Annotated in this window: 16 protein-coding genes and 1 riboswitch; of the genes, 13 read left to right on the top strand and 3 right to left on the bottom strand. The window is 36.1% G+C overall.

Annotation, left to right across the window (positions count from 1 at the left end; translation table 11 throughout):
• Positions 1-197: 197 nt before the first annotated feature.
• From NSQ95_RS00220 to NSQ95_RS00230, 3 genes are all read right to left on the bottom strand, one after another.
• Positions 198-413, bottom strand: a complete 216-nt coding sequence (locus tag NSQ95_RS00220) for a spore coat protein (protein ID WP_205964094.1) — start codon at positions 411-413, stop codon at positions 198-200.
• A 216-nt stretch (positions 414-629) separates the two neighbouring features.
• Positions 630-1052, bottom strand: coding sequence for a spore coat protein (locus NSQ95_RS00225; protein WP_340886149.1), 423 nt, complete (start codon positions 1050-1052; stop codon positions 630-632).
• Positions 1053-1083: 31 nt separating this feature from the next.
• A complete protein-coding gene (locus NSQ95_RS00230) occupies positions 1084-1617 on the bottom strand; it encodes a spore coat protein (RefSeq protein WP_340886151.1) in 534 nt (177 codons plus the stop codon).
• 595 nt (positions 1618-2212) lie between these two features.
• Between NSQ95_RS00230 and NSQ95_RS00235 the strand changes: the two genes are divergently transcribed.
• The 13 genes from NSQ95_RS00235 to glmU all read left to right on the top strand — a co-directional run bounded on the left by NSQ95_RS00235 (position 2213) and on the right by glmU (position 12229).
• Complete coding sequence (locus NSQ95_RS00235; RefSeq protein WP_340886153.1) at positions 2213-2983, top strand: TatD family hydrolase; 771 nt, start codon at positions 2213-2215, stop codon at positions 2981-2983.
• 122 nt (positions 2984-3105) lie between these two features.
• On the top strand, positions 3106-4323 hold the full coding sequence (locus NSQ95_RS00240; RefSeq protein WP_340886155.1) for a ubiquitin-like domain-containing protein: 1218 nt from the start codon (positions 3106-3108) through the stop codon (positions 4321-4323).
• A gap of 168 nt (positions 4324-4491) precedes the next feature.
• Complete coding sequence (gene rnmV / locus NSQ95_RS00245; RefSeq protein WP_340886158.1) at positions 4492-5061, top strand: ribonuclease M5; 570 nt, start codon at positions 4492-4494, stop codon at positions 5059-5061.
• Positions 5058-5939, top strand: coding sequence for a 16S rRNA (adenine(1518)-N(6)/adenine(1519)-N(6))-dimethyltransferase RsmA (gene rsmA, locus NSQ95_RS00250; RefSeq protein ID WP_340886160.1), 882 nt, complete (start codon positions 5058-5060; stop codon positions 5937-5939). Before rnmV ends, rsmA begins: the two co-directional genes overlap by 4 nt.
• Positions 5940-6091: 152 nt before the next feature.
• Entirely contained in the window at positions 6092-6355 is a 264-nt protein-coding gene (locus NSQ95_RS00255; protein WP_144541541.1) for a Veg family protein, read from the top strand.
• A gap of 131 nt (positions 6356-6486) precedes the next feature.
• Complete coding sequence (locus NSQ95_RS00260; protein ID WP_144541539.1) at positions 6487-6663, top strand: small, acid-soluble spore protein, alpha/beta type; 177 nt, start codon at positions 6487-6489, stop codon at positions 6661-6663.
• A 220-nt stretch (positions 6664-6883) separates the two neighbouring features.
• Positions 6884-7750 carry a 4-(cytidine 5'-diphospho)-2-C-methyl-D-erythritol kinase gene (gene ispE, locus NSQ95_RS00265; protein WP_340886162.1) on the top strand — a complete coding sequence of 289 codons (867 nt, stop codon included), beginning with the start codon at positions 6884-6886 and terminating at the stop codon, positions 7748-7750.
• Positions 7751-7807: 57 nt separating this feature from the next.
• The gene (gene purR / locus NSQ95_RS00270; protein ID WP_169360385.1) at positions 7808-8659 is read left to right on the top strand and encodes a pur operon repressor; all 852 of its coding nucleotides are present in this window, start codon (positions 7808-7810) and stop codon (positions 8657-8659) included.
• Positions 8637-9008 carry a RidA family protein gene (locus NSQ95_RS00275; RefSeq protein ID WP_169360348.1) on the top strand — a complete coding sequence of 124 codons (372 nt, stop codon included), beginning with the start codon at positions 8637-8639 and terminating at the stop codon, positions 9006-9008. Before purR ends, NSQ95_RS00275 begins: the two co-directional genes overlap by 23 nt.
• 286 nt (positions 9009-9294) lie before the next feature.
• The gene (spoVG, locus tag NSQ95_RS00280) at positions 9295-9582 is read left to right on the top strand and encodes a septation regulator SpoVG (protein WP_169360349.1); all 288 of its coding nucleotides are present in this window, start codon (positions 9295-9297) and stop codon (positions 9580-9582) included.
• Positions 9583-9682: 100 nt separating this feature from the next.
• A riboswitch (guanidine-I (ykkC/yxkD leader) is annotated at positions 9683-9781 on the top strand.
• Between the two features lie 63 nt (positions 9782-9844).
• Positions 9845-10186, top strand: coding sequence for a multidrug efflux SMR transporter (locus NSQ95_RS00285; protein ID WP_340886169.1), 342 nt, complete (start codon positions 9845-9847; stop codon positions 10184-10186).
• Entirely contained in the window at positions 10186-10500 is a 315-nt protein-coding gene (locus NSQ95_RS00290) for a multidrug efflux SMR transporter (protein ID WP_340886172.1), read from the top strand. The genes NSQ95_RS00285 and NSQ95_RS00290 overlap by 1 nt, the downstream gene beginning before the upstream one ends.
• Positions 10501-10858: 358 nt before the next feature.
• A complete protein-coding gene (gene glmU / locus NSQ95_RS00295; protein WP_342560091.1) occupies positions 10859-12229 on the top strand; it encodes a bifunctional UDP-N-acetylglucosamine diphosphorylase/glucosamine-1-phosphate N-acetyltransferase GlmU in 1371 nt (456 codons plus the stop codon).
• Positions 12230-12241 lie beyond the last annotated feature (12 nt).

Raw genomic sequence — 12241 nt, forward strand, 5'->3', positions numbered from 1 at the left:
AGTATAACTTGTATATTAATGTTGAAACATACAGTGGGATGAGTAGGCAGACAAGCCTTCACAACAGCGTAATCCTATAGTAAATCTTACCTGCTCTTCTCATTCACTGCTTCCACCATAGCGGAAATTAAAGACATGTTACTCTAATTAATACATCTTAAAATTATTTGTCAGTTACTAATAAGCAACGTTGTTTTTCAGTCATCATTCTTTTTTTCGGATGTCGGATCAATAAATTGGTCCACTTGTAAGGTTAGTTCTTCCACTAGTTCTTTGAGTAATTGCTTTTGCTCAGTGGATAATTTTCCTTTAACATCATCAAGATCTACGCCATTTTTACGTAGTGTATCACTCACTATTAAATCAATGACCTTATTAGGAATTGCATTTGCTTTTTTGGGTATCTCGCTCACGTCTTTCACTCCTTCTCTAATATCATTCGTATTATTATATGCAACTATAATTTAAGAGGAGCGTGGAATCTTTTACGTTTTCAAACCCAACGAATAGACCGTCTCAACAATAACCTTAATTGGAGGTTAATTAGAAAATATTTTAAAAGTGACTCGCTCAAACCAAATTTGAAGCGCACTTACTCAAATTAAATATTTCTAAATTGATTCGATATATTATAAAATATCTAACTTAGCTACTAAAGATACAAGAACTTGAAGCATAGCCTGAATGTTTATTGCTAGATCTGTGTCTGTAGTTGTAACTTTTACATTTTTGGATCCCTCAATAATAGTTTTTTGGACATTTTGTTGTTTAGTTTTTATAAACTGCTTCATGTCTTGGGCAACAGCTCTAGCTTGATCTGTATCTCCTAAAGTAATGGTTATAACTGCAGCAATAGCTGCTTGAATTCCTAGTTGTAAGGACAATGCTGCTTGTGTGTCTGTTGTTTGGATGTCTACGCCTTCTGAATTCTTTACAACAATCCACTCATATGATTGTTGCTTAGTAGATACTACTTGTGCTCCATTTTGCTGTACATCCGCATTATTATGATCATTGTCATCGCAATGATCTAATGCTTTCCATTTATTCATATTTTCACCTCTTTTCTTCTTTTTAAAAAATTTAAAGAACGTCTAGTTTAACAACTAATGAAACTAATACTTGAAGCATAGCCTGAATGTTCACGGCTAAATCTGTATCGGTAGTCACGATATTAACGTCTTTTGAGTTATAAATAATGATTTTTTGCTTATTGGATTGTTCATCATTAAACTTTTGGAATATATCTTGTGCAATAGCTTGACCCTGATTAGAATCACCAATTGCAATACTTACTACTAGAGCAATTGCAAGTTGTAGTCCAATTTGAAGAGACACGGATGCTTGAGTATCAGTTGTTTGAACTGTTACGTTACAGGAATCCTTAATCCAAATTAGTTCATCGGATTCTTGATCTACAGATATCAATTGATCGCCTTCCTCAACAACAGCTGCCTCACTAAAATCATTATCATGATGATCACTAAGTTCGTGATGATTCTGATAATGATGGTTTTTTAGCTCGCTATCTTTGGCATCAAGGCTGCTACATAGTTGGCAGTCTCTTACTGGTTGATAACTAGTGTCACTATATCGTTTACTTTGTGGTTGACTCATTCTAAAATCTCCTTTCCTATTTTCTAGCTTGGTTATAAGAAATGAATCCTTTCAACCTCACTTCTGTATCATATGAACAAGATATTTATTGACATAGTTTGTTTGACTATTAAAAAGACTATGTTTTTTACGCTTAATTATTTTGTGAACGCATAATTGTTGTGATAATCTTGACGATTCGAGCAAACTAAATAATCTTGCCTATAGAAAAATAAGCAAGATTAATTAGATTTAAAGAAAATGGGTGAATAGATTTTTATTAATCAACTAAACCGAGCAATTATTTTCAAACATAGGTGGGTTAATTTCATAATACCTATTATGAAGTGAAGGGGGAGGTTGCGACTCTAGGGGGGATTGAGACAGTTGTGCACTTCAAACGTTCGCAAGTGACGGTTTACTTAACCCTGCAAATATTGTTCAAGTTCTTACAAATTAACAGAAATGATGAAAATGATTCAGGAAATTTATTGTTTTATCGTATGAAATTAATCAAAAAATTTAAAAATGTGACTCATTTAATGTAATTGTAATAATATTGTGATGTATGTAAATTAAAAAGATTGTAAAATAAATATCAGATAGGAGAATGTATATGCTAATAGATACACATGTCCATTTAAATGCAGATCAATATGATGAAGACCTTCAGGAAGTAATTGATAGAGCCTTAGAGGCAAATGTTCAGAAGATGGTCGTAATTGGTTTTGATCGGAAAACAATTGAACGTGCAATGGAGTTAGCAGAAACATACCCGTTTATTTATGCCGTAATTGGATGGCATCCAGTGGATGCAATTGATTGTACGGAAGAAGATTTACAGTGGATCGAAGAGTTATCTGCACATGAGAAAGTAGTAGGTATTGGTGAAACAGGGCTAGACTATTATTGGGATAAGTCCCCTAAAGAAATTCAACAGACTATTTTCCGCAAGCAAATACGCTTAGCGCAAAAGGTTAACTTGCCAATCATTATACATAATCGAGAAGCAACGGAAGACGTGATTAGGATTCTTCAAGAGGAGGAGGCTCATCTAACAGGGGGAATTATGCATTGCTTTGGGGGAAGTGTAGAAACAGCAAAACAATGTATTGATATGAACTTTATGATTTCACTTGGTGGACCAGTAACCTTTAAAAATGCGAAGAAACCTAAAGAGGTCGCAACGGAGATTCCATTAGAGCATTTATTAATCGAAACAGATGCTCCTTATTTGGCTCCACATCCTCATAGAGGTAAAAGAAATGAACCTGCACTTGTTGCACTTGTTGCAGAAGAAATTGCTCGATTAAAGGGTATTTCAGTGGAGGAGGTAGCAGAGGCCACAACAAGCAATGCTATGCGTTTTTTTCACTTAAATGACTAACTAATGACCCTTATTTTTGTATAGTAAACCACCTTGAGGTAAAAATTGGATAAAAACCTAAAGTGTTGACAAGCTTAAAAGTACTCTATATAATCACACGAGTGAACAAGGAGGCGTTTTTCATGCAAAATAATACCATGAAAAACCTGTTCTTTCATTCATTGAGGAGCAAGAAAACACTAGTAACGATTGCATCTTTACTATTGTTTTTTGCAGTGGTTTCGTTCGTATTATACGAAGGAACAAAGAAAACTGTTGCTATAACAGTTAACGGAGAACAACAAGAAATAACAACACATGCCAATACCGTTGGAGAACTACTAGAGGAAAATAATCTAGTGGTCTCTAACGATGATTTTTTACATCCCTCAGTGAACACTTCAATCAAAAATAATCTTAAGATTGAGTGGGAGCAGGCAAGACAAATAGAAATCACAGTAGACGGTAAAATTCAAACTGTCCAGACTACTGATGATGTAGTATCAGAAATACTAGCAAAGGCAAATGTTGCTTATACAGAACATGATGCGATTACCCCTGCTGCAGATGCAGAGGTGGGACCCGATAATCGAATTGCAATTGAAAAAGCATATGAAGTCACGCTTATAGATGGCAAGGAAGAACAAAAATTATGGTCCACTTCGACTACGGTCGCTGACTTTTTAAAAAAACATAACATTTCATTAAATGAATTGGACCGTGTAGATCAGAAAATGGATGAACTTATACTTCCTAACTCTGAAATACAAATAGTGAGAGTAGAAAAGGTCACCGATGTAGTTGAGGAAGAAACAAACTTTGCAGTAGTTACAAAGAAAGATGATTCTCTGCTTAAGGGAAAAGAAAAAATCGTTGAAACAGGTGAAAAAGGTTCTGTTGCGCGCACTTATGAGGTAGTTAAAGAAAACGGGGTGGAAGTTTCCCGTAACATAGTGAGTGAAAAAGTCACTAAAGAGCCTAAAAAGAAAGTTGTAGCAGTTGGAACTAAAGTAATGACTGCAAGTGCGAATGTATCTCGTGGGACTAAAACCTCGGCTGCCCCATCCAAAGGAAGCGAGTTTTATGTCACAGCTACAGCGTATACAGCTAACTGTAATGGGTGTACAGGTGTGACAGCAACTGGTATTAATTTAAAGTCTAATCCAGAGGTAAAAGTGATCGCTGTAGATCCTAGTGTTATTCCTCTTGGGTCTAAGGTGTGGGTCGAAGGCTACGGCTATGCAGTGGCTGGAGATACTGGTGGTGCTATAAAAGGAAAGAAAATAGACTTATTTATGGCTTCCAAATCGCAAGCCTATGATTTTGGGCGTAAAAAAGTTCGTGTAAAAGTTTTAAAATAATATAAAAGGTATGTAAAGCAGGTGTAGATACAGATATCGGGTAAACTACGTACTCGCTTTATACGACATTGTATATCATTTTTCGTATAGCTTTCCCTCTCGTTGATAGGGAGAGCTTTTTTGCGTTATGATAGAGGCTAGTATAGAAGTGGAAAAGAGGTAAAACGCTTGCGAATAAATGAAATAATCGTCGTAGAAGGAAAAGATGATACGACTGCTATAAAAAGAGCAGTTGAAGCTGATACTATAGAAACTAATGGTTCTGCCATATCAAAAGAAACACTTATCAAAATTCAGCACGCTCAAGATAAAAGAGGTGTCATTGTATTCACTGACCCAGATTACCCTGGCAGAAGAATTCGTGCCATTATAGAACAACAAATCCCTGGGGTGAAGCATGCTTTTTTATCAAAAGAAAAAACGATAGCTAAAAATGGTAAGGGACTAGGGATTGAACATGCTAAAGATGAAGATATTCGACAAGCTCTTAGTCATGTGTATACCCCTAAAACTGACATGGAAACTACTTTTCCGGCCATTCCACTAGAAGTGCTAATAGCAGGAAAGCTTATTGGACACCCACATGCAAAAGACAGAAGGACTCGACTTGGAGAGTTATTAAAAATAGGCTATACCAATGGAAAGCAGTTACAAAAGAGACTAACTATATTTCAAATAAATAAGGAACAGCTGGAAGCAGCGATTCTGCAACTCGATTTGGAGGACAATACGAAATGACACAAAAAGATATAGCAACTCCTATACGCACACAGGAAATACTAAAAAAATATGGTTTTTCTTTTAAAAAGAGCTTAGGACAAAATTTCTTAATAGATCCTAATATTCTTAGAAATATCGTTAGTCATGCCAATTTAACAAATGAATCAGCCGCAATTGAAATTGGCCCGGGAATAGGAGCTTTAACAGAACATCTAGCAAGAGAAGCTGGAAAAGTAATCGCTTTTGAAATAGATCAGCGTTTGTTGCCTGTGCTAGCAGATACACTCTCACCATATAACAATGTAGAAATCATTCACAAGGATATTCTAGAGGCGAATATGCTAGAAGTATTTGAGGAAAAGTTAACTGATTATAAAGATGTCATGGTTGTAGCTAATTTGCCATACTATGTAACAACCCCAATTTTGCTGAAGCTATTAATGGATCGTTTGCCTATAAGGGGGATGGTTGTGATGATGCAGAAGGAGGTGGCTGATAGAATTACCGCTTCGCCGGGGACCAAGGCTTATGGGTCTTTGTCAATTGCAATTCAGTATTATATGAAAGCCGAGGTGGCTATGACTGTTCCTAGGGCTGTCTTTATGCCACCGCCAAACGTAGACTCTGCGGTAATTAAGCTAACTCGCCATGAAACTCCGCCAGTACAAGTGATAGATGAGGATTTCTTATTTAAAGTTTCAAGAGGTTCTTTTGTGCAACGAAGAAAAACTATAATAAATAACCTACAATCCTCCCTTCCTAATGGGAAGGAGAAGAAGGAACTAATCATTCAAGCACTGGAGAAGGTAGGCGTATCACCCACACGTAGAGGAGAAACGCTGAGTATTGAAGAGTTTGGAAGGCTAGCAGATGAGCTGTATCCAAATTTCCATTAAATTTACTTGTTACAATATTAGTAATGTTAATAAATAAAGTAGTAAAAACGATTAATAAAAACGTTGACAAGAGTATGTGTAAGTTGATAAAATGTTTTGTTTGACAAAAAAATGGATATGTGTTAGGATTGAGTCAGTGAGGTGTAAGCGGAATGCCAAAAACTTTAGCTGATATTAAAAAGTCATTAGATCATCATTTAGGGAAACGTTTGCAATTAAAAGCAAACGGAGGTCGTAAGAAAACAATTGAACGTGCAGGGGTGTTAAGAGAAACCTATCATGCAGTGTTCGTAATCGATTTGGATCAAGATGAAAATTCTTTTGAACGGGTATCTTATAGTTACGCAGACATTTTGACAGAAGCAGTAGAAATCACTATTTATGATGAAGCAAATAATTCAATTGTAGTAAAATGATTGTTTAGAACTTTTATTTTTACGTTTTTATATGGCAAAAACTCCTATCCCATTCGAATGAGTGGATAGGAGTTTTTTTCTTTTAAATGCACATACTAACGTTGCTAGTTGTTTTGAGGAGGATTCACCATATGGCTAGAAGAGGGATTATGTCTAAGGAATTAAAAGAAGAGATTGCCAAGGATCTTGGATTTTATGATGTAGTCAAAACAGAAGGCTGGGGTGGGATTAAATCCCGAGACGCAGGTAATATGGTAAAACGTGCAATTGAAATGGCTGAACAACAAATGAACAACCAAAGTAAATAAACAAGATTACCTAAGTTCGATATCCAAAATAAAATACAACTAGCAAAGAAAAGGCGATCTATGCCTTTTCTTTTTTTAATCACCTCTTCCATTCCCATTCCACCATTCGTTTAATGGGTAGAGTCAATGCTTATACTTTTCTTATTGTTCTCATTTTTTTCAAAAAGGAAGGACTATGGTAAAATAGGGAACAGCATAAGTAGGAAAAGGAGCAGATGGGATGTACTATGTGAAAGCACCTGCTAAGATAAATTTAACACTTGATGTATTACATAAACGCCCTGATGGCTATCATGAGGTGGAAATGATTATGACCACTGTAGATTTAGCAGACCGCATCGGGTTAGAAATGAGAGAAGACGGAGCTATACATATTATTTCAGTCGATCGTTTTGTTCCAAATGATCATCGTAACCTTGCCTATCAAGCGGCAAAGATACTTAAAGAAATGTACAAGGTGAAGTCTGGCGTCTCTATTAAAATCGAAAAGAATATACCAGTTGCAGCAGGACTTGCAGGTGGTAGTAGTGACGCTGCGGCAACTTTAAAGGGGCTAAATGTTCTGTGGGGATTAAATCTCACTTTAGACGAGCTAGCTCAAATAGGAACAAAAATAGGGTCAGATGTGGCATTTTGTGTATACGGTGGGACTGCATTGGCGACCGGGCGAGGAGAAAAAATCCAAGAGCTTCCGGCACCGGCCAACTGTTGGGTTATATTAGCTAAGCCAACATTAGGGGTATCTACTGCAGATGTATATGGAAATTTAAAAATTGATCAAATAGTTCATCCGAAAACAACAGCAATGGTAAATGCTATTAAGGACAAGGATTATGATTTGATGTGCAACTCACTTGGGAATGTTTTAGAAGATGTAACACTAAAACTATACCCTGAAGTAGCTAACCTAAAAGAGCAAATGCAACGCTTCGGAGCTGATGCTGTATTAATGAGTGGTAGTGGTCCAACTGTTTTTGGACTTGTAAACCAAGAATCACGAGTACAGAGAATATATAACGGGCTACGAGGATTCTGTGATGAGGTATATGCCGTTAGGCTAATGGGAGATAGAGAACCACTTGCTTAAACACGTATAATTGTGGTAAGTTTTGTTTAAAATATTCGTGATTAGAGGTGGAAAATGATGAAATGGAAAAGAAGTGAACGGTTAGTGGACATGACTCAATATTTAATGGAGCATCCACATAAACTAATCCCTTTAACTTATTTTGCTGCTTTATATCAGTCTGCAAAATCTTCTATTAGTGAAGATTTAACGATAGTAAAAGAAACATTTGAAGAAAGAGGCAAAGGTATACTTGTGACTGTACCTGGTGCAACAGGGGGAGTTAAATTTATTCCAACTATGACAGACCAGGATGTTAAGAAAATCGCTCAGGAATTAATGGACCAACTTTCTAAAGCGGAACGTCTCTTACCCGGTGGTTATTTGTATATGACTGACCTTTTGGGTGAACCAATGCTAATGAACAAAATAGGGAAGGTATTTGCATCTGCATTTGTCGATACAAAAATCGATGCTATTATGACAGTTGCAACAAAAGGTATTCCTATTGCTCATGCTATTGCAAGACACTTAAATGTTCCTGTAGTTGTAGTGCGACGGGATAGTAAGGTCACAGAAGGACCTACTGTCAGCATAAATTATGTTTCTGGTTCAGCTAGAAGAATTCAAACAATGGTTCTTTCTAAAAGAAGTATGGAAAAAGGCCAGCGTGTGCTAATTACCGACGACTTTATGAAAGTTGGAGGAACTATCAATGGTATGAAAAGCTTACTTGAGGAGTTTAACTGTGAGCTTGCGGGCATAGCTGTCTTAGTGGAAGCGGAGCATACAGGGGAACAATTGGTTGAGAATTACTTGTCTTTATTAAAGTTACATGAAGTAAATGAAAAAGACGGTACGATCGCTTTAACTGAAGGTAATTATTTCACGAGGGGTGGAAAATCAAATGAAAATAGTATCAACGAATAAGGCTCCAGCTGCAATAGGTCCATACGTACAAGGTATGGTAGTTAACGGAATGTTTTATAGCTCAGGTCAAATTCCATTAACGCCAACCGGAGAAGTAATTGATGGTTCTATTACGGAACAGACTGACCAAGTTTTCGCTAACTTAGAAGCTGTTCTAACTGAAGCTGGTTCTTCCTTGTCCAAGGTAGTAAAAACTCTTGTCTTTTTAAAAGATATGAACGATTTTGTTGAATTCAATGCTGCCTATGAAAAACATTTTGGTGATCACAAGCCTGCTCGTTCAGCTGTAGAGGTTGCTCGCTTACCTAAAGATGTAAAGGTAGAAATTGAAGTTATAGCAGTTATTTAAAGCTAAGGCACATGCTTTCTTCGGAAATTATGTGCTTTTTTAGATTTTCTTTAAGTTTACTTTATTGTCACTCCCACAAGCATTTCATCGAACAATAAGGATACAAGAACCTCAAGTCATACTCCAAATAAGTTTTGTAAAATCCCCTCGTCTTTTATACTATTTTTTGATAGTTTTTTAATGTATATAATATTAAAAATATTCTAAAACAAAGCAGGAATTTTTAAATTTTTGTGGAATAGTAAGTTAATATAGATATTTGCAACTAGGGGGAAGGAGAGATTATATGGAAGTGACAGATGTGAGATTGCGTAAAGTATTAACCGATGGGCGTATGAGGGCAATCGCTTCTATAACACTAGACAACGAGTTTGTAGTCCATGACATTAGAGTTATCGAAGGAAATGCAGGGTTATTTGTGGCTATGCCAAGTAAGCGAACACCAGAAGGGGAATTTCGAGATATAGCTCATCCTATAAATGTAGGCACACGATCTAAAATTCAGGATGCTGTGCTATATGCCTATCATTTAAGTGATGATGTAATAGCGGAAGTGGAAGAAGCGACTATATAAGACTATCTTCAGTTGTAGTTAGCGTTCAGAAACAGGCTATAAGAATCTTATACTTTTACTTTACTAATAAACAACTATATAATATCCATAATAAAATACTTTGAATGTTTTCTAGGGTTCCGCAACCGTTGTGGTTGGTCTGGACCGAGAGAAAACTCACAGCTTTGCTGTGTCACGGAAGGATAAAAGCCTGGGAGAAACTGTTTAATAGTTTCTCTCAGGCTTTTTTTTGAGAATAATAATATATTGGAGGTTTTTTTAGATGGATAAGGCATGGATTAAAGTGTTCATTGCTGCATTATTTGAGGTTTTTTGGGTTATTGGATTAAAGTATGCAGACGATTTTTGGACTTGGGCTGGAACAGTTATTGCTATCTTTATCAGTTTCTATTTAATGATTATGGCTGGTCGAGAACTTCCTGTAGGTACTGTTTATGCTATTTTCGTTGGTATAGGTACAGCAGGGACTGTATTTTCTGAGATTCTATTCTTTGACGAACCATTTCAAGTAGAAAAAGTATTCTTGATTGTACTATTACTTGCTGGAGTAATTGGGTTGAAATTAATTACAAAGGAAAAAGTTCAGGAAAGGAGTGAATCTTAATGGCTTGGATTTCATTAATTTTAGCAGGTGTTTGTGAAATGTTCGGAGTGGCGATGATAAGTAAATTGCATAAAGATCGTAATTGGCAAGCGGTAGTACTCTTAATACTCGGATTTGGAGCAAGTTTTCTTCTTTTGGCTTATTCCATGAAAACTCTTCCTATGGGAACAGCGTATGCTATTTGGACAGGTATTGGAGCCTCTGGAGGAGCGATATTAGGTATGGTTTTATATGGAGAATCTAAAGACCCGAAACGACTAATTTTTATTGGAATGATTTTAGGCGCCGCTGTTGGCCTAAAACTCGTATCATAAGATGATACGTGATGGATATATCTTTAAGCTAAATGTGGAATAATTATTTATAGGCTGCCTCTCCCTTCCTAAAAAAATAATTTCACTATAATTTATTTAGCAAATGAGTCAATTTTATAAATATCATCATTCTGGGAAAGTTATTACAATAAAGCAGAAATCAATTATTAAAAAGCATATATATGTCATATTCAATCTAATCGTTAAGATTTGTTATATAAAAATAAAGTATGATTTAACAAAAAAATATATATATTACTTGTTTTGTCATGTATTTGTCAAGAGATAATTCCTTGAAAAAAACCCTCTTTTCCTATATAGTCAAAAGAGGAAATTAGCCCACTGGAGGGAATATCAAATGACAAATACCTATGCAGTTGTTTTGGCAGCTGGTAAAGGCACTCGTATGAAATCTAGTCTATATAAAGTATTACATCCTGTGTGTGGAAAACCAATGGTAGAACATGTTATTGATAACATGGATCAGGTAGGGGTAGAAAGAATCGTGACTATTGTTGGTCATGGTGCCGAATTAGTGCAAAGTAAGCTTGGAAGCAGAAGCGAATATGCTTTACAATCTGAGCAACTAGGTACAGCACATGCTGTTTTACAAGCAGAAGAAGCTCTTTCTAACCTGAAGGGAACAACTATTGTTGTGTGTGGCGATACTCCTTTAATAACAGCAGAAACTATTAAGGAATTGCTTAAACATCACAAAGAAACAAATGCAAAAGCTACTATTTTGACTGCAATAGCAGATGATCCAGCTGGTTATGGACGAATTATTCGTACTGAGCAAGGGAACGTTAAGTCTATAGTAGAAGACAAAGATGCAAATTCAGAAGAGAAGCTTGTCAAAGAGATTAACTCTGGTACTTACTGCTTTGACAACGAAGCATTGTTTAAATCATTAAAGTTAGTAAAAAATGAAAATACTCAAGGTGAGTATTATTTACCTGATGTTATTGGAATTTTACAACAAGATGGAGAAGTTATTTCTGCATATGCAGCGAAAGACTTTGATGAAACGCTTGGAATTAATGATCGTGTTGCACTATCGCAAGCAGAACAAATTATGCGTGCTAGAATAGCCAAACACCATATGCGTGAAGGGGTAACTATTATAGACCCTCAAAGTACATATATAAGCAGTGAAGCAACAATTGGCTCTGACACTGTTCTACAGCCAGGAGTTATCATTGAGGGTAAGACAATTATCGGAGAAAAATGTACAATTGGCCCAAATAGCCACATAGTCTCTAGTGTCATTGGTGATGAAACAACTATTCACTCTTCTGTTGTATTATCAAGTGAAGTTGGTAACCATACCTCAGTAGGCCCATTCGCACACATACGACCAGACTCTGAATTGGGTGACCAAGTTAAGATTGGTAACTTTGTGGAAGTGAAAAAATCGGTAGTTGGCAATGGGAGTAAAATCTCTCACCTAAGCTATATGGGCGATGCATCTATAGGAACTAATGTGAATATTGGTTGCGGAGCTATTACGGTTAATTACGACGGTAAAAATAAATTTGTAACAACTATTGAAGACGATGCATTTGTTGGATGTAATTCTAATCTAATAGCACCTGTAACAATCGGTAAAAAGGGATATATAGCAGCTGGATCTACGATTACTAAGGATGTTCCAGGTGAAGCACTTGCTATTGGTCGTGCTCGACAAGAAAACAAAGAAGGCTACGTAAACAAACTCAATCTAAAATAACCAATTACTATT

It is taken from the genome of Psychrobacillus sp. FSL W7-1457, from assembly GCF_038593405.1.
Lineage (GTDB): Bacteria > Bacillota > Bacilli > Bacillales_A > Planococcaceae > Psychrobacillus.